18 protein-coding genes are annotated in these 15,667 nt (G+C 73.0%); 7 read left to right on the forward strand and 11 right to left on the reverse strand.

Annotation, left to right across the window (positions count from 1 at the left end; genetic code table 11):
- Positions 1-88: 88 nt before the first annotated feature.
- Positions 89-703 (forward strand): TMEM175 family protein, encoded by a 615-nt coding sequence (locus tag ACIA5G_RS19880; protein ID WP_395925136.1) that lies wholly within the window; start codon positions 89-91, stop codon positions 701-703.
- Here the strand turns inward: ACIA5G_RS19880 and ACIA5G_RS19885 are convergent.
- The gene (locus tag ACIA5G_RS19885; protein WP_395925138.1) at positions 693-830 is read right to left on the reverse strand and encodes a hypothetical protein; all 138 of its coding nucleotides are present in this window, start codon (positions 828-830) and stop codon (positions 693-695) included. The two genes, ACIA5G_RS19880 and ACIA5G_RS19885, sit on opposite strands and share 11 nt — an antisense overlap.
- Positions 831-946: 116 nt before the next feature.
- Here ACIA5G_RS19885 and ACIA5G_RS19890 point away from each other — a divergent pair, with 116 nt between their 5' ends.
- Positions 947-1,240: a hypothetical protein gene (locus ACIA5G_RS19890; RefSeq protein ID WP_395925140.1), complete on the forward strand. Its 294-nt coding sequence runs from the start codon at positions 947-949 to the stop codon at positions 1,238-1,240.
- 47 nt (positions 1,241-1,287) lie between these two features.
- Here ACIA5G_RS19890 and ACIA5G_RS19895 read toward each other — a convergent pair whose 3' ends face one another.
- A complete protein-coding gene (locus tag ACIA5G_RS19895; RefSeq protein WP_395925142.1) occupies positions 1,288-2,409 on the reverse strand; it encodes a S8/S53 family peptidase in 1,122 nt (373 codons plus the stop codon).
- Positions 2,410-2,454: 45 nt separating this feature from the next.
- Here ACIA5G_RS19895 and ACIA5G_RS19900 point away from each other — a divergent pair, with 45 nt between their 5' ends.
- Positions 2,455-5,064, forward strand: a complete 2,610-nt coding sequence (locus ACIA5G_RS19900; protein WP_395925144.1) for a CHAT domain-containing protein — start codon at positions 2,455-2,457, stop codon at positions 5,062-5,064.
- Positions 5,065-5,330: 266 nt separating this feature from the next.
- On the opposite strand, the gene ACIA5G_RS19905 is transcribed toward ACIA5G_RS19900, so the two are convergent.
- Positions 5,331-6,269 carry a LysR family transcriptional regulator gene (locus tag ACIA5G_RS19905; protein WP_395925147.1) on the reverse strand — a complete coding sequence of 313 codons (939 nt, stop codon included), beginning with the start codon at positions 6,267-6,269 and terminating at the stop codon, positions 5,331-5,333.
- Positions 6,270-6,342: 73 nt separating this feature from the next.
- Here ACIA5G_RS19905 and dapA point away from each other — a divergent pair, with 73 nt between their 5' ends.
- A complete protein-coding gene (dapA, locus tag ACIA5G_RS19910; protein WP_395925149.1) occupies positions 6,343-7,281 on the forward strand; it encodes a 4-hydroxy-tetrahydrodipicolinate synthase in 939 nt (312 codons plus the stop codon).
- Here dapA and ACIA5G_RS19915 read toward each other — a convergent pair.
- Positions 7,236-7,703: a DUF4231 domain-containing protein gene (locus ACIA5G_RS19915; RefSeq protein ID WP_395925151.1), complete on the reverse strand. Its 468-nt coding sequence runs from the start codon at positions 7,701-7,703 to the stop codon at positions 7,236-7,238. The two genes, dapA and ACIA5G_RS19915, sit on opposite strands and share 46 nt — an antisense overlap.
- Before the next feature lie 107 nt (positions 7,704-7,810).
- Between ACIA5G_RS19915 and ACIA5G_RS19920 the strand changes: the two genes are divergently transcribed.
- From ACIA5G_RS19920 to glmS, 3 genes are read left to right on the forward strand one after another with little or no spacing between them, the layout of a single operon-like run.
- A complete protein-coding gene (locus ACIA5G_RS19920) occupies positions 7,811-8,020 on the forward strand; it encodes a hypothetical protein (RefSeq protein WP_395925153.1) in 210 nt (69 codons plus the stop codon).
- Complete coding sequence (locus ACIA5G_RS19925; RefSeq protein WP_395926455.1) at positions 8,017-8,289, forward strand: hypothetical protein; 273 nt, start codon at positions 8,017-8,019, stop codon at positions 8,287-8,289. Before ACIA5G_RS19920 ends, ACIA5G_RS19925 begins: the two co-directional genes overlap by 4 nt.
- A 40-nt stretch (positions 8,290-8,329) precedes the next feature.
- Entirely contained in the window at positions 8,330-10,153 is a 1,824-nt protein-coding gene (glmS, locus tag ACIA5G_RS19930) for a glutamine--fructose-6-phosphate transaminase (isomerizing) (protein ID WP_395925155.1), read from the forward strand.
- On the opposite strand, the gene ACIA5G_RS19935 is transcribed toward glmS, so the two are convergent.
- The 7 genes from ACIA5G_RS19935 to ACIA5G_RS19965 all read right to left on the reverse strand — a co-directional run bounded on the left by ACIA5G_RS19935 (position 10,102) and on the right by ACIA5G_RS19965 (position 15,579).
- Positions 10,102-11,316 carry an NAD(P)/FAD-dependent oxidoreductase gene (locus tag ACIA5G_RS19935; protein ID WP_395925157.1) on the reverse strand — a complete coding sequence of 405 codons (1,215 nt, stop codon included), beginning with the start codon at positions 11,314-11,316 and terminating at the stop codon, positions 10,102-10,104. The two genes, glmS and ACIA5G_RS19935, sit on opposite strands and share 52 nt — an antisense overlap.
- A complete protein-coding gene (locus ACIA5G_RS19940) occupies positions 11,313-11,513 on the reverse strand; it encodes a ferredoxin (RefSeq protein ID WP_395925159.1) in 201 nt (66 codons plus the stop codon). The genes ACIA5G_RS19935 and ACIA5G_RS19940 overlap by 4 nt, the downstream gene beginning before the upstream one ends.
- Positions 11,510-12,154: a TetR/AcrR family transcriptional regulator gene (locus ACIA5G_RS19945; RefSeq protein ID WP_395926457.1), complete on the reverse strand. Its 645-nt coding sequence runs from the start codon at positions 12,152-12,154 to the stop codon at positions 11,510-11,512. The genes ACIA5G_RS19940 and ACIA5G_RS19945 overlap by 4 nt, the downstream gene beginning before the upstream one ends.
- Before the next feature lie 14 nt (positions 12,155-12,168).
- Positions 12,169-13,371: a cytochrome P450 gene (locus ACIA5G_RS19950; protein ID WP_395925161.1), complete on the reverse strand. Its 1,203-nt coding sequence runs from the start codon at positions 13,369-13,371 to the stop codon at positions 12,169-12,171.
- A gap of 117 nt (positions 13,372-13,488) precedes the next feature.
- The gene (locus ACIA5G_RS19955) at positions 13,489-13,920 is read right to left on the reverse strand and encodes a pyridoxamine 5'-phosphate oxidase family protein (RefSeq protein WP_395925163.1); all 432 of its coding nucleotides are present in this window, start codon (positions 13,918-13,920) and stop codon (positions 13,489-13,491) included.
- Between the two features lie 4 nt (positions 13,921-13,924).
- Positions 13,925-15,040, reverse strand: coding sequence for a cytochrome P450 (locus ACIA5G_RS19960; protein ID WP_395925165.1), 1,116 nt, complete (start codon positions 15,038-15,040; stop codon positions 13,925-13,927).
- Positions 15,037-15,579: a TetR/AcrR family transcriptional regulator gene (locus tag ACIA5G_RS19965; RefSeq protein WP_395925167.1), complete on the reverse strand. Its 543-nt coding sequence runs from the start codon at positions 15,577-15,579 to the stop codon at positions 15,037-15,039. Before ACIA5G_RS19965 ends, ACIA5G_RS19960 begins: the two co-directional genes overlap by 4 nt.
- Between the last annotated feature and the right edge of the window lie 88 nt (positions 15,580-15,667).

Genomic DNA, 15,667 nt, shown 5'->3' on the forward strand with positions numbered 1-15,667 from the left:
TAGAGCACGGGCAAGCTCCGGTTAGATCGTCCTCACCGCGAGGCCGGCGGCGCCGGGTCCGACGTGGCCGAGATGGTTGGATGGCCGGGTGGAGCGGAAGAAGTCACCCGAGCGGCTCGTGTTCTTCACCGACGCCGTGGTCGCCATCGCGCTGACGTTGCTCGTGCTGCCCCTCACGGACCTCGTGCCGGAGCTGGTCGCGGAGCACGCGCCCGCCGTCGAGGCGGTGACCGGGAACTGGCCGAAGATCATCAGCTTCCTGCTCAGCTTCGCCGTGATCGGCCGCTTCTGGCTCATCCACCACCGCATCTTCGAGCACGTGCGGGCCTACAGCGGGCCGCTGCTGGTGACCAACTTCTGCTGGCTGCTCACCATCGCGATCCTGCCGTTCCCCACCGAGCTCATCGGCGCGTACCGGTCCGAGCGCTTCACCGTCCTGTTCTACCTGGGCACGCTTTTGGCCAGCAGCCTGTGCCACACCGCGCTGATCTTCATCGTCCGCCGCGACCCGGTCGTCCACGGCGACGCCGAACCGGTGTCCGCCGAATGGGTGCGCAGCTTCGTGCTGAACACCGGCGTGTTCGCCCTCGCGGTGGTGGTCGGCTTCATCGAGCCCAGCCTCGGGTACTACGTGCTGCTGTTGCTGGCGCTGCCCTCGGCGGTCGTCCGCCGGCTCGGACGGCGCCGGACGGTCAGCAGCTGAGCTCGTCCCGCGGGAACGTGTCGAGCCGCTCGAACGGGCGGCAGGCGTCGATGATCGCGCGGCTGTTGTACGGCGGCTCGCCCGCCACCGACAGCGGGTTCAGTTTGCTGCCCCACGTCCGGTTCATCACCCTGGCCGGGTGACCTTTCACGACGGCCGTAGCCGTATCACCACCGGCACCCGCCGCTCTGCTTTCGTGACGGCCGTGCCCGGCCGTCACCTTCGAGCGGCGGGAGCGGGTTCATGGCACAGGCAACAGTTTCCCGGCGGCGGCCGTGCCGCAGCTGCGGCGGGCGGTACTTCGTCACGACGGTGCCGATCTTCGCCGCGGTCCTCGCGTTCGCGGCCGCGCTGGGCGGGATCGTGACGGCCGTGGCCGGCAGCGGAATCGTCGCGGCGGTCGCCGGCGGCTCGATCCCGGAGCCGGCCGCCCTCCTCCAGGATGGCGCCTGGGCCGTCGGCGGCATCGTCCTCGCCGGGGTCATCGTGCTCATCGGGCGTGGCCACCGCTGCATCAAGTGCGACGTCCGGCAGTGACTCGGGCGGCCGGACCACTCCTCGCGGGAGTGCTCCGGCCGCGTTCGTCAATCCTGCGGCAGCTCGAACTTGTGCACACCTTCGTGTTCCAGCTGGGCCAAGGCGTCCTCGACGGACTCGCCCGCGCCCAGCTTCGCGGCGAGCTTGCCCGTCACCGTCGCCGTGGCGAAGGACGTTCCGCTCCACGTCGCCCAGCCCGTGTAGACGCCGTCCTCGAGCTCGGACGGGAACGCACCCAGGACGTTGATGCCGCGGGCGGTGCGGTCGACCCACGGCAGGTCGGGGGTGAACGACGACAGCGCCGGGGAGCCGGGTTCGGCCGGGGTGCCGGACGAGCCGACGGCGAGCACCCACGATTGCGCCGCCGGGAAGGCCGGGGAGCGCGACGTCCGTCCTCGCACCAGGCCGACCACGTCACCGTGGTTGCCCGCCGCCGCGACGACGGTCACCCCGGCGGGCACCCGCTCGATCGCGCGCCGGATCACCAACGGCGCTTCGCCGTCCTCGGTGAAGCAGCCGAACGACAGGTTGAGGATGTCGACCCGCTGGGCCAGGTCGGCGATCGCGACCGCGACCTCCCAGCCGGTCGCCGTGTAATCGGGCCGGTTCAGCACGCCCTTCGCCTCGATGTGCGCCGCCGGCGCGGCGGCCCGGATCACGCTCGTCACGAACGTGCCGTGGCCGGCCCGCAGCACGCCCTCCGGCGGCGGCCCGCCCGGCGCCCCGCAGACCGTCACCAGCGCGGCGGGCAGGCTCCGGTGCGGGTAAACGGGAGTGTCGATCACGCCGACCTTGACGTCGGCGACGGTGGTGGCCGCGGCGGGGATCGTGCCCGGCTCCGCCGGTTCGGGCAGACTTTCGGACATGGGTTTCGGCCCCGCCGGGCGGATCAGGTCGGCGACGCGGTGCTTGCCCATCGCCGGGAACCAGCCGCCGTACTTGCCGCTGAACCGGCGGCGCAGCTCGTACAGCACGCCGTCGAGGAAGCCCGCGGTGCCGTCGAAGCCGGTGAGCAGCGCCAGTCCGAGCGTCCGGTTCTCCTGGTCCACCTTGTAGCCGGTGTCGAGGCCGAGGGCGCTGAGGCCGCGTTCGATCAGCGGCAGGTGCTCGAGGTCGACGACGAGCTCCCCGGGCACAGCGGTGGCGAACGGTTCGTCGAGTGTGGCCATGTTCGGTACCTTTCGTCCGGTGGCGTCTACCCATCGGAGTCGCTGATGGCCGTTCTGATGCATCACACGGCGCGAGATGCCGCCGATGAGGCGATGCGGATGGCCGACCTCGACCCGCGGGAGGCCCTCCCGCTGACCGGCCCGGCCGTCGTCCTGGCCCGGCGCGACCGGGATCCGGCCGCGCTGGCCGTCGCCGAGCGGGCCTGGGGACACGCGCTGCTGCACTGCGGCGAAATGGGGGACGCGGTCCGCCACCTGCGCAGGTCCATGGCCGCGGGCCGCGCGGCCGAGTCGGCGGTCCTGGTGGCCGAGGCCCGGATGAAGCTGGCCTACGCGCTCGCGCAGCAGGGCCGGCCGGCGGCGGCGTTGCGCGAGGTCGACCTGGCGCTGCCCGACCTGACCGGCGCGTCCGCGGCCCGCGCGCTCGCCCAGCGGGCCATCGTGCTGAACCAGTCCGGCCGGGTCGACGAGGCGCTGGCGGACTTCCGGACGGCGCTGGCGGCGTTGCGGCGGGCCGGCGACCTGCTCGGGGTGCAGCGCATGCTGATCAACCGGGCGTTCCTGCAGTCCGACCGGTACGCCTTCACCGCGGCGAAAGCCGACCTCCTCGAGGCCGAGCAGCTCGCGCGGGAGCTGGGCCGGGAGCTGACCGTCGGGATCATCGCGGAGAACCTGGGCCGCGTCGAGACGTTCCGCGGGGACGTGCCCGCCGCGCTCGGCCACCTCGAGCGGGCGGAGCGGATCATCTCCGCGCACGGCGCCCAGCTCGGCTGGGTGCACCGGCACCGGGCGGAGCTGCTCCTGTCGGCGGGTGTCGCGGGAGAAGCCCGGGAGTCGGCCGAACGCGCCGTCGCGACATACCGGCGCGAACGCCGGCTGCTCAACGTCCCCGAAGCCCGGCTCCTGCTGGCCCAGGCGGCGTTCCTGGGCGGCGGCTGGGAAACCACCGTCACGCACGCCCGCCAGGCGAGCCGCGAGTTCACCCGGCAAGGCCGTGACGAGTGGGCGGCGGTGGCCCGCCTGGCCGTGCTGCGTGCCGAGTCGGCCGCAGGCCGAGTGCCGCGGGTGCCGCTCGACGCCGTGGAGCGGATGGCCGGCACCCTCACCGAAGCGGGGTGGCCGGCGGCCGCCGTCGAAGCCCGGTTGATCGCCGCGCAAGTGCTGCTGCGACGGCGGAAGGACGCGGCCGCACGGGACCACCTGCGGCGGGCGAGCAGTGTGCGGCAGCACGGCCCGGCGACGCTGCGGGCGCGCGGGTGGTACGCCGAAGCCGTGCTGCGACAGTCCGAACAGGACGCCCGCGGAGCGCGGCGGGCGGCCCGCAACGGACTGCGGATCCTCGACGACCACGCGGCGGCGCTCGGGGCGACCGACCTCTGGGTGCACTCGGCCGCGCACCGCCGTGAGCTGACCGAGCTGGGGCTGCGGTCGGCGCTGCGTGAAGGCCGGCCGGCCGCGGTGCTGGAGTGGGCGGAACGCGGCCGGGCCAGCCGGCTGCTGAACCGGCCGGTCCGGCCGGCCGAGGACCCGGTGCTGGCCGATCTGCTGGCGCAGCTGCGGGTGGTCGTCGCGGACATCGACCGCGGCGAGGTGCTGCCCGCGCACCGGCGGATCACGCTGGAACGCCGGATCCGCGACCACAGCCGCCGCCACCCCGCCGCGGCGGCCGGCCCGCCGCCCGCTCCCGCGTCCGCCGGCGGTCTCGGCGCCGCGCTCGGCGACCGCGCGCTGGTGGAGTTCCTCCAGCTGGACGGCGAGCTGCATGCCCTCACCCTGGCCGGCGGCCGGCTGCGCCTGCACCCGCTGGGCCCGGCGGCCCCGATCGCGGACCTCGTCGACCGGGTGCGGTTCGCCCTGCACCGGCTGGCCCGCCTGGACCGGCGCGGGCCGTCCCTGGCGCACCTGCTGACCGCGAGCGCACAGCGGCTGGACGCGGCGCTGCTCGAGCCGTTGCGCGAAACCGAAGGGCGGCCGCTGGTGATCGCGCCGACCGGGGCGCTGCACGGTGTCCCGTGGCCGGTCCTGCCGTCGTGCGCGGGCCGCGCGGTGAGCGTGACACCGTCGGCGGCGCTGTGGCTCTGCGCCGTGCGGACCCCGGCCCGGACGGGTCCGGTCGTGGTGGCGGCCGGGCCGGGGCTGTCCGGCGCCGAGGAGGAAGCCCGCGCGGTGGCGGCGATCCACGGGTGCCCGCCGCTGCTGGCCGAGGCCGCGACGGTCGACGCGGTGCTCGCCGCCCTGGGCACGGCGGGCACGGTTCACCTGGCAGCGCACGGGAAGCTGTCGACGGACAACCCGCTGTTTTCCCGGCTGCGCCTGCACGACGGGCCGGTGATGGTCCACGACGTCGACCGCCTGGCGCGGGTGCCGCACACGCTGGTGCTGGCGTCGTGCGACAGCGGCCGGTCGGTGGTCCACACGGGTGACGAGCTCCTCGGCCTCAGTGCGACGTTCATCGCGCACGGCACGGCCCAGCTGGTCGCGTCGGTGATCCCGATCCCCGACGCCGAGACGGTGCCGTTGATGGTTTCGCTGCACCGGCGGCTGGCGGCGGGAGAGACTGCGGCGGCTGCGCTGGCGGCGGCTCAGCTGGAACTGCGCGACGGTGATCCCGGTTCCCAGGCCGCTGCGGCCGGGTTCACCTGTCTCGGCAGCTGATCCAGCACCGCCCGGATCCCCGGGCTGGCATCGGCACTGCGCCGCCACGCCGCGAACACTTCCCGGCTCCCGCGCCGCCGTGGCTGGGTTCACCTACCTCGGCAGCTGATCCAGCACTGCCCGGATCCCCGGGCTGGCATCGGCACTGCGCCGCCACGCCGCGAACACCTCCCGGCTCCCGCGCCGCCGTGGCTGGGTTCACCTACCTCGGCAGCTGATCCAGCACCGCCCGAATCCCCGGACTCGCGTCCGCGCTACACAGCGGCTCAGCTCGAACTACGCGACCGCGACCCCGACTCCCCAGCCGGATTCACCTGCCTCGGCAGCTGATCCAGCACCGCCCGGATCCCCGGGCTGGCATCGGCACTGCGCCGCCACGCCGCGAACACCTCCCGCTTCGGCTGCCGCCGCAGGGGCCGGGACACCAAGCCCTCCCCCAGTGGCGGCCGGGCCAGGCGCGGGATCAACGCGATGACCTCGCCGGACGCCACCAGTGACAGCTGGCTGGCGAAGTCGTCCACCAGGTGCCGGACGTCCGGGTCTTCGGGGACCTCCGCGAACAGCCGCCGGAACCACTGGTGGCACACCGTGCCCGGCGGGCTCGTCACCCACGCGTGGCCCGCGAGGTCGGCGCCGCCCAGTGGCGCGTCCAGCCGCGCCAGCCGGTGGGTCCGGCTCAGCACCACGTCGCCGATGTCGGTGTGCACGAGCCGCTGGGTGAGCGACACCGGCGAAGCCGCGGGCAGCCCGTCGGCGTCGTGGATCAGCGCGAGGTCGACCGTGCCCGCGTCGACGCTGTGGAGCGCCTGGTCGGGGTCCTGCTCGGTGATGTGCAGGCGCAGCTCCGGACAGCTCGCCGCCAGTCCGGGCACGGCCGGGGCGAGCAGGCCGCGGATCGCCGTCGAGAACGCGGCTACGCGCAGAACGCCGCGGGGCGCACCGGAGGCGACCGACTGGGCCGCTTCGGCGCAGCGTTCCAGCGCCTGGAACACCTCGGGCGCCGAGTCCACGATCGCCTGGCCGGCCGGGGTGAGCACCACCCCGCGGCCCGCCGGCGCGAGCACGGGCACGCCGACCTGGCGTTCCAGCCGCTTGATCTGCTGCGACACCGCCGACGCTGTGAAGCCGAGTTCTTCGGCCGCGCGCGCCAGCGTGCCGAGCGCGGCCACCGACCGCAACGCGCGCAGGGCACCAACCTCGATCATGAAGCCAGGCTACGCAATACTGCCAAAAAAGCATCGCTGGACCGCATCGATAATCCCAGGGCATGGTCGGTTCATGACCCTCTTCGGCTCCAACCTCGTCGCGATGGTGACACCCCTGCGGCCTGACGGTGAGCTCAGCGAACCCGGCCTCACCGCGCTCGTCGACCACCTGCTGGGCACCGGGTGCGACGGTCTGGTGGTCGGCGGGACCACCGGGGAATCCCCCACCCTGACCGGCGACGAGGCCGTCCGGCTCGTTCGGGCCGTTGCGACCCAGGCCGACGGCCGCGCGCGGGTGATCGCCGGTGTCGGCACCTACAACACGGCCGACAGCGTCCGCCGGGCCCGCGCAGCCGAAGCCGCCGGGGCCGACGCGCTGCTGGTCGTCTGCCCGTACTACTCCCGGCCGACGCAGGCCGGCGTCGTCGCCCACTGCCTCGCGGTCGCCGACGCCACCGAGCTGCCCGTGATGCTCTACGACGTCCCCGCGCGCACCGGCATCACCATGACGGCGTCCACGCTGATCGAGCTCGCCGGCCACCCGCGGATCCGCGCGGTGAAGGACGCCAAGGGTGACCTGTTCGAGGCGATGACGGTCATGGCGTGCACGTCATTGGCGTACTACTGCGGCATCGACGAGCTCAATCTTCCGTACCTCGCCTGCGGCGCCGCCGGGCTGGTCAGCGTTGTGGGCAACGTCGCCGCCGACCGCAACGCCGCACTCATCCGCGCGGTCCGCGGCGGTGACCTCGACACGGCGCGGTCGATCCAGGATTCGCTGATTCCGTTGGTGGACGCGGTGATGCGCACGTATCCCGGTGTCACGATGGCCAAGGCCGCGCTGGCGGAGCTGGGGATCATCCCGCACGCGACGGTGCGCCTGCCGCTGGTCGAGGCGCCCGACCTGCAGCCGCTCAAGGAGGCGCTCAGCACCTCGCGCACACTGCGTGCGAGGCGGACGCCCGATCACGGTCGTTCGGGCTTCGCCGCCGCCGCGGCCTCCGCGACGTGACCGGCCCACGAACTGTGCCCGGACATCACGACGTCGTTGAGCCGCACCGAGAACAGCCGCGTCCGCTCGTCGCCCTCGACCTCGGCGTAGACGCCCGCGGCCTGCTCGTAGAGGAACTTCTCCGAGTACAGGCGGTTCTGGACCTCCCGCGACGACGTCCACTGCTCGTGCGACTTCGTGGCGTTCATCAGCCCGGCCGCCAGCGCGGTGCCCGCACTGGCGACGACGATCCACCACCGGGGCACCGCGGGCACCCCGGAGATCGCCGTGGTCACGACGGACAGCACCACGCTGGCGTAGACGAACAGCTTCGACATGCGCCGGCTCCGGCGCGCGCGGCGGCTCCAGTTCTTCATCAGGCTCTGCCAGCGGGCGAAGGCCCGGTCGGCCAGCTCTCGAGACTCGTCTCGCTCGTCAACCATGGGGCACATGATGGCCGAGCCCGGTCAGCTCGGTGATCGGTAGCCGGAAACGTGCGACCGCGAGCCGCGGTGAACTCGCCGCCGGTCCAGTCCGCGTGGGACCGACCGTGGATCGCTCGGCCGAACTGGCCGAGGGCGGGCGCGTGGCCGTCCCGCTCGCCGAGCGCGGGGTGGGCATCTTCGGGATCGAGCTGTCCCGGCCGATGATCGACCGGCTGCGCACGAAGGCCGGCGAAACGGATCTCGTCCTGTCGCACGCCCCCGAACTTGCCCGATTTCGGGCAAGTTTTTGGCTTTCGGCCGTCCGGGGTGCATAGTGTCCAGCGTGGAGGACACCGACATCGTCGATCAGGTGGCCGCGTCCACCGGCTTGCCGCCGGGGGTCGCCGCCCGGGTGGTCGACGACGTCCTGGCGTTCTACCGGACACCCACCGAGCAGTACGTGCGCCGCCGGCACACCGAGCTGCAGGCCGAGGGCCGGAAGAACCCCGAAATCTTCCCCTTGATCGCCACCGAGCTCCGCGGCCGCCTCGTGGCCGCGCCGGCGCTGTCCGAGCGGCAGCTGCGGCGCATCGTCTACGGCTGAGCCGGCCCTGCCCCGAAAACCCTGGAAGAAGAGGTTCGCCATGTGCGGAATCGTCGGCTACATCGGCGGCCAGAACGCCGCCCCCATCCTCCTCGAAGGCCTGACCAGGCTGGAGTACCGCGGTTACGACTCCGCAGGCATCGCCGTCCTCGGCGCCAAGGGCGGCACCCAGGTCCACCGCGTGGTCGGCCGGGTCCGGAACCTCACCGCGGCGCTGCCCAAGCGGCTCACCGGCAAGGTCGGCATCGGGCACACGCGGTGGGCCACGCACGGGCCCGCGTCGGAGGCCAACGCCCACCCGCACACCTCCGAAGACGGCCGGATCAGCGTGGTCCACAACGGCATCATCGACAACGCCGACACACTGCGCGCCCAGCTCGCCGACGCCGGTGTCACGCTCACCTCCGAGACCGACACCGAGGTCCTCGCCCACCTGATCGCCCGCTCCGCCGCGGAGACGCTCGAGGACGCCGTCGTCGAGGCGGTCTCGCGGATCACCGGCACGTACGCGATCGCCGTCACCGACGCCGCCCACCCGGACCGGCTGGTGATCGCGCGCAACGGCTCGCCGCTGATCATCGGCGTCGGCGAGCGGGAGATGTTCGTCGCCAGCGACCTGGCCGCGCTGGTCCGGCACACCTCGCAGGTCGCGCACCTCGACGACGGCGAGTTCGCGACGGTCTTCGCCACCGGGTACCGCACCTTCACCGTCGACGAAGGTGACACCACCAAGCCGGCGACCGAGATCAACATCGCCGCCGAGGACCTCGACCTGGGCGGCTACCCGCACTACATGGCCAAGGAGATCCAGGAGCAGCCGGAGTCCGTCGAGCGGATGATCCGCGGCCGGCTGGACGACCGGTTCGGCGTCGCCCGCCTGGACGGCCTCAACCTGACGCCCCGCGAGCTGCGTGGGTTCAGCCGCGTGAAGATTCTCGGCTGCGGCTCCGCGTACTACGTCGGCCAGATCGGCGCGACGATGATCGAGGAGCTGGCGCGGATCCCGGCCGACGCCGAAGCCGCGTCGGAGTTCCGCTACCGCAACCCGATCATCGAAGCGGACACCCTCTACATCGCGGTCAGCCAGTCCGGCGAGACGATCGACACCGCCTTCGCCGTCGAGGAGATCAAGCGCAAGGGCGGCCGGGTGACCGGCCTGGTCAACGTGGTCGGCTCGACCATCGCCCGCGCCTGCGACGGCGGGGTCTACCTGCACGCCGGCCCGGAGATCGCGGTCGCCTCGACCAAGGCGCTCACCAACATGGCCGTCGGCTTCGCGATGATCGCGCTGGCGCTGGGCCGGGTGCGCGACCTGTCCAATGCGGACGGCAAGCGGATCATCGACGCGATCCGGGAGCTGCCCGGCCAGATCAAGTCCATTTTGGACACCGAACCGCAGATCGCCGAACACGCGAAAACGGCGGCGGCCGCGAACAGCCTGTTCTTCATCGGCCGGGTCCGCGGGTTCCCGGTCGCTCGCGAGGGCGCGCAGAAGTTCAAGGAGATCTCCTACCGCCACGCCGAGGCGTACCAGACGTCCGAGCTCAAGCACGGCCCGCTCGCCCTGATCGACGAGTCGCTCCCGACGGTCGCCATCGTGCCGTCGGACGAGCTGACCGAGCGCAACCTGGCCGCGGTGCAGCAGATCCGGGCCCGCAGCGGCGCGGTCCTCGCGGTCACGCACGAGGACGTCGACTTCGGCGAGCTGGACGTCCCGCGGATCGTGGTGCCCCGGACCGCGCCGGAGCTCGACCCGATCCTCCTGACGATCCCGCTGCAGCTGCTCGCCTACCACGCGGCGCTGACCCTGGGCTACGACATCGACAAGCCGCGCAACCTGGCCAAGTCCGTCACGGTGGAGTGAGCCGGGCCCGCGATCTCCTGACGGCGCAGGCGGGCCTGCTTGGGCATGTTCCAGCCGAGCACCCCGGTCACCTCACCGGCTCGGCGGTACTGCGCCACGAACCGGCCTTCGCGCACGTCGCCTTCCACAATGGACACTTCCGCGTCCGCGGAGAGGATGCCGTGCACGTGGATCCGGGCGTCGAACTGGTTGGTCCAGAAGTAGGGCACCGGCGTGTACGGGCGGTCGTCGCCCAGGATGTTCCCCGCGACGGCGACCGCCTGCTCGGTCGCGTTGGTCCGGTTTTCCAGCCGCAGCAACGCGTCGAGGCCTTCGTGGTGCCAGCGGGCCACGTCCCCGGCGGCGTAGATCCCGTCGGCGGCGCGGCACCGCGAGTCGCACACGATGCCGTTGTCGCACAGCACTCCGCTGCCCGACAGCCATTCCGTCGCGGGCGCGGCGCCGAACGCCACCACGACGACGTCCGCGGGCAGCACCTCGCCGGTCGCCAGCCGCACCCCGGCGACCCGGCCGTCCTCCTCGGTCAGGCCGGTGACCGCGGCGCCGAGCCGCAGCTCCACTCCCCGCGCGTCGTGGAGCTCGGCGAGCAGCCCGGCGGCGAGCGGGCCGAACTGGTAGGCCAGCGGCGCGGGCTGCGGGCCCGCCAGGGTGACCGGCCCGCCCAGGCCGCTCACGGCGGCCGCGATCTCGGCGCCGAGGACACCGTCCCCGACCACCACCACCCGGCGGCCCGGGCCGAGGTCCGCGCGCAGGGCGAGGGCGTCGTCGAGGGTGCGCAGCACGTGGACGCCCACGAGCCCCTGCTGGCCCGGCAGGGTGCGCGGCCGCAGCCCGGTGGCGAGCACCACCGCGGCCGCCGTCAGCGTGCGCCCGCTCATCGTGTGCACGGTCCGCGTCCCGGCGTCCAGCCGCGTCGCCGGGTCGGCGAGCACGAACTCGGCGTCCAAAGCGGACAGTGCCTCGGGCGTGCGCAGCCGCGCCTGCTCGGGTGTCCAGGTTCCGGCGAGGACCTGTTTGGACAGTGGCGGCCGGTCGTACGGCAGGTGCGCCTCGGCGCCCAGCACCGTCACGCCACCCTCGTACCCCTTGCGGCGCAGAGCTTCCACGGTCGCCAGGCCGGCGGCCGAAGCCCCGACGACCAGCACGTCGTGAGGTGCGCTCACGCGTTTTCGCTCACCGAGATCGCGACGCCGGGGCACACGCTCGCCGCTTCCCGGACGATCGTGTGCAGCTCCTCGCCCGGGTGTTCCTCGAGCAGGACCACGATGCCGTCGTCGTCACGCTGGTCGAACACGTCCGGCGCGAGCATCACGCAGGTGCCGGCGCCGCAGCACTTTTCTTCGTCCACGGTGACCTTCATGGGTGTTCCTCTCCTTCGTGGTGGTGGGTGACGGGTGCGAGCCACAGGCCGACCAGTGCGTCGGTGAGCCCGGTGGCGGCTTCGCGCCAGCTGGCTCGCGGGGTGTCGCCGCCTTCGGCCAGCGCGCGCTCGCGCTCGGCCATGGTGTGGATCAGCAGGTGCCGGGTCATCGCGGTGCGCTCGGCCCGGACGTCGGCGGGCAGATCGGGCAGGCACCGGGACACACCCTCGACGGTCCGCACCATCGACGGTGACGCCAGCGTCTCCTCGGCGATGATCGGGCGCAGCGACGGCTCGGTCATCACCTGCGCGGTGAACCGGGCGAACCAGGTCGGCCGGCCCAGCGCGGCCAGGTACTCGGTGGTCGGGTGCACCAGGCAGCCCACCCAGTACCGCAGGTCCGCGCCGGGGGTGGCGAGCAGGCCGCCGCGCAGTTCCTCGACGTCGGCGGACCGCCGCCGGGCGATCGCCCGCACGACGTCCGCCCGGGTGCCGAAGTGGTACCCGACGGCGGTGTTGTTGCCCTGCCCGGCGGCTTCGCTGATCTGCCGGTTCGACACGGCGAGCACTCCGTGCTCGGCGTAGAGCCGTTCCGCCGCCGCCAGGATCCGCTCCCGGGTCACGTGCGCTCTGCTCGCCAGTTCGGTCACGCCGATCACCAGCGCACGGGCAGTTCCCGCAGCCCGCCGACGGCGAGTCCTTCGACCCGGCGCAGCTCGGCGGCCGGGACGGCGAGCTCGAGTGCCGGCAACTTGCGCAGCAGCACTTCCAGCACCACCTGCAGCTCGGTGCGGGCCAGCGGCTGCCCGAGGCACGCGTGCGCGCCGGCGCCGAAGGCCAGGTGCGGGTTCGGGCTGCGGCCCAGATCCATCTCTTCGGCGTGGTCGAACGCGCGCTCGTCGCGGTTGGCCGCGGCCATGCTGCACATCGCGGTGGTCCCGCCGGGCAGCACGGTGCCGGCGACCTCGAAGTCGTCGGAGAGGTAGCGCAGCATGCCGACGCCGGCGTTGGCGTCCAGGCGCAGCGACTCCTCGACCGCGGTGCGCACCAGCGCCGGTTCGGCCAGCAGCCGCTCCCACCGGCCCCGATCCGCCAGCAGCATCGCCACCATCTTGGCGATCATGTTGGCGGTGGTCTCGTGCCCGGCGATGAGGAGGCCGATGCCGGTGGCGGTCAGCATCGCGTCGGACCAGTCTTCGGGGAGCAGCGCGCTGAGGATGTCCTCACCCGGTTCGGCGCGCTTGGCGGCGATGAGCCCGCCCATGTACCCGCCGAACTCCCGCTGCGCGGCGTCGAACTCGGCCTGCGTGTAGCGGGTCATGCTGAGCATGACGTCCGACCAGTGCGCGAACCGGTCGCGGTCGGTGTCGGGCACACCGAGCATGTCGCAGATCACCCAGACCGGCAGCGGGAAGGCGACGCCGGCCTTGAGGTCGCCGGGCGCGCCCTTGGCGACCATTTCGTCGATGAGCTGCTCGGTCATCGACGCCATGCCGGGCCGCAGCGCGTTCATCCGCTTGGCGGTGAACCACTTCCCGATCGTCCGGCGCCACGTGAGGTGGCCTTCGCCGTGCTGCGGGAGCACGGTCGCCATCTCGCTGTTGAACACCCCGCCCGACTCGGTGTCGGCCACCCGGGCGGCGTTGTCCGCCGGCGTCGGGCGGGTCCACCGCGGGTCGGACAGCACACTCTTGACGTCGTCGTAGCGCGTGACCAGGGCCGCCTCGTCCCCGCTGGCCAGCGTGACCCGCGCGACGGGGCACTTCGCCCGGAACTCGGCCCACTCCGCCGGCGGCTCCAGCGCGGTGTCGGCGTCGAACGGGAAGCGCGGCAACGGGTCGGTGTGGCTTTGCGTCATGGCGGGCTCCTCGTTGGTGAATGTCCCCTGCCTTGCAGCTTGGCCATGGATCGACGTTAAGTCAAGCAGTTGATTTAATTCGGGCGGACAGGACGACCGGGGCCACCCGCGCTCAGGTCACTCGCGCTCGACCTTGCGCAGCCCGCCCCCGGGCGTCCACCACTCCACGACCAGCAAGGTCGCCGCCGGGTTCAGGTGCGTGTGCACCACCTCGGCGACGTCCACCCGAAAGCCGTCACCGGTGTCGACGGCCCGGCCGGAGATCTTCGCTTCACCCGGCCAGTCCGCTTCGGCGCCCTCGACCGGGTCGACCGTCGCGCTGTGCAGCGCCAGCCGCGGGTCACGCTTCAGGTCGGCGCCCTTGCGGGCGTCCGGCATCGAGCCGAACGTCAGCTCGCCGTCCCGGAACACGGTCTCGATGCCGGAGATCCGCGGTGCGCCGTCGGCCCGCAGGGTCGCCATCGTCTTGTGCTTGTGGGCGTCGAACAGCCCCTGAACCCGCCGAGCGAACTCCGGTTCCGCCGCCTCGACCTCGCGCCACGTCGTCATGCGGTCATGATGGCAGCCAGCGCACATGGACCGCTGTGGGTTTGCGGAACACCAGCCCCGACGCCGCGGCCGGCTCCGCCAGGGTGATCCCGGGCAGCCGGTCGAGCACGGTCTCCACGGCGATCCGCGTCTCGAGCCGGGCGAGGTCGGCGCCGAGGCAGAAGTGCGGTCCGACGGCGAACGCCAGGTGCTTGCGCAGGTTCGGGCGGTGCGGGTCGAAGACGTCCGGGTCCGGGAACACCGCGGGATCGCGGTTGGCGGCGGTGAGCGACACCGTGACGAGGTCACCCCGGGCGATCGACGCCCCGGCCAGCTCGACGTCGCGGGTCGCGTACCGGTCGACCACCGCCGCCGCGGGCTCGAGCCGCAGCGACTCCTCGATCGCCGCCGGGACGAGCGCGCGGTCCAGGTCCTGGTGGGCCGGATCCCGCAGCAGGTGCAGAAGCAGGTTGGCGATCATGCCTTCCGTCGTCTCGATGCCGCCGAACATCAGCACCGCCGCGTTCGACACCACCTCCGGCAGCTCCAGCGCCGCCGCCGCGTCGGTCAGCAGCGACGGATCGCGCCGGGCGACCGAGCCCTCGATGTGCGCGCGCAGCTCGCCGAACGCTGCCGATCCCCCGGGCTCGGGGGACCGGCCGGCCGAGATGTCGTCCACTGTGGACACGATGGCGTCGTACCAGGCCAGGACCCGCGCCGCGTCGGTGTCGGCCAGGCCCAGCGCGTCGGCCACCACGGCGACGGACAGGGGCCCGGCCAGCGCCCGCCGCAGCTCGGCCTGCCCGGCCGCGGCGAACCCGTCGACCAGCCGGGTGCATTCGGCGCGGACGAACGCCGTGAACCGGTCGGCGAGCTCGCGGGGCCGGAAGTGCCGCGAGAACGGCGTCCGGTGCCGGGTGTGCTCGGCCGCGTCCAGCGAGAGCATCGACGGCCCGACGACCTGGGCCGTCGAGAAGCGGGGGTCGTCGACCGTGAAGGTCGCCGCGTCGCGCATCACCCGCGACGCCAGGTCGTGCCGGGTGACCAGCCAGCCGTTCAACGCGGGCAGCCAGGCCACCGGCTCGGTCGCCCGGAGCCGGGCCAGCAGCGGGTACGGATCGGTGGTGAGCTGCTCGATCACGCCTTCAGCCCCGCGATCAGGAGCCCGACCAGGCGGCGCGCGTCGTAGTCCGGGTTGTCTTCCGCGCCGACGCACAGGTTGCCCACCCCGCGCATCAGCTCCAGCGGCCGCACCCGCCCGGTCAGCCCGGCCGCTTCGAGCAGCTGCGCGCACACCGGGACCAGGCGATCGAGGAAGTACGCGTGCAGCGTGTCGAAGCCGTCGCCCTGCAGGACACCCGCGAGCCCGTGCTTGGTCACCAGGAAGTCGACGAACTGGTCGATCCACTGCGCCAGGGCCGTGTGCGGGGAATCGGCGGCTTCGAGCAACGCGGGCCCCGCCGCGGCGCAGGCCTCCACCTGGTGCCGGTAGACGGCGACGATCAGGTCCGCCCGGGTCGGGAAGTGGCGGTAGATCGTGCCCATGCCGACGCCGGCCTTGGCGGCGACCTCGCGCACCGGCGCGTCCACGCCGGACGCGACGAAGACCGCGGCCGCCGCGTCGAGCAGCGTCTTCTCGTTGCGCCGGGCGTCGGCGCGCTTGGGCTTGCTCTCGCCCACCGGACCTCCAGGGTTGCTAAGCGGAACAATGCTCCGTATCGTTAGCGGAGCAACGTTCCGTTTGCTCATGATGCCACTGAGGAGCTTG

It is taken from the genome of Amycolatopsis sp. NPDC051758, from assembly GCF_044453095.1.
Classification (GTDB): domain Bacteria; phylum Actinomycetota; class Actinomycetes; order Mycobacteriales; family Pseudonocardiaceae; genus Amycolatopsis.

Coding starts and splice junctions, on each gene's coding strand:
- ACIA5G_RS19885 (WP_395925138.1), bottom strand. CDS start 830: ATGAACCGGACGTGGGGCAGCAAACTGAACCCGCTGTCGGTGGCGGGC.
- ACIA5G_RS19890 (WP_395925140.1), top strand. CDS start 947: ATGGCACAGGCAACAGTTTCCCGGCGGCGGCCGTGCCGCAGCTGCGGC.
- ACIA5G_RS19895 (WP_395925142.1), bottom strand. CDS start 2,409: ATGGCCACACTCGACGAACCGTTCGCCACCGCTGTGCCCGGGGAGCTC.
- ACIA5G_RS19900 (WP_395925144.1), top strand. CDS start 2,455: ATGGCCGTTCTGATGCATCACACGGCGCGAGATGCCGCCGATGAGGCG.
- ACIA5G_RS19905 (WP_395925147.1), bottom strand. CDS start 6,269: ATGATCGAGGTTGGTGCCCTGCGCGCGTTGCGGTCGGTGGCCGCGCTC.
- dapA (WP_395925149.1), top strand. CDS start 6,343: ATGACCCTCTTCGGCTCCAACCTCGTCGCGATGGTGACACCCCTGCGG.
- ACIA5G_RS19915 (WP_395925151.1), bottom strand. CDS start 7,703: ATGGTTGACGAGCGAGACGAGTCTCGAGAGCTGGCCGACCGGGCCTTC.
- glmS (WP_395925155.1), top strand. CDS start 8,330: ATGTGCGGAATCGTCGGCTACATCGGCGGCCAGAACGCCGCCCCCATC.
- ACIA5G_RS19940 (WP_395925159.1), bottom strand. CDS start 11,513: ATGAAGGTCACCGTGGACGAAGAAAAGTGCTGCGGCGCCGGCACCTGC.
- ACIA5G_RS19950 (WP_395925161.1), bottom strand. CDS start 13,371: ATGACGCAAAGCCACACCGACCCGTTGCCGCGCTTCCCGTTCGACGCC.
- ACIA5G_RS19955 (WP_395925163.1), bottom strand. CDS start 13,920: ATGACGACGTGGCGCGAGGTCGAGGCGGCGGAACCGGAGTTCGCTCGG.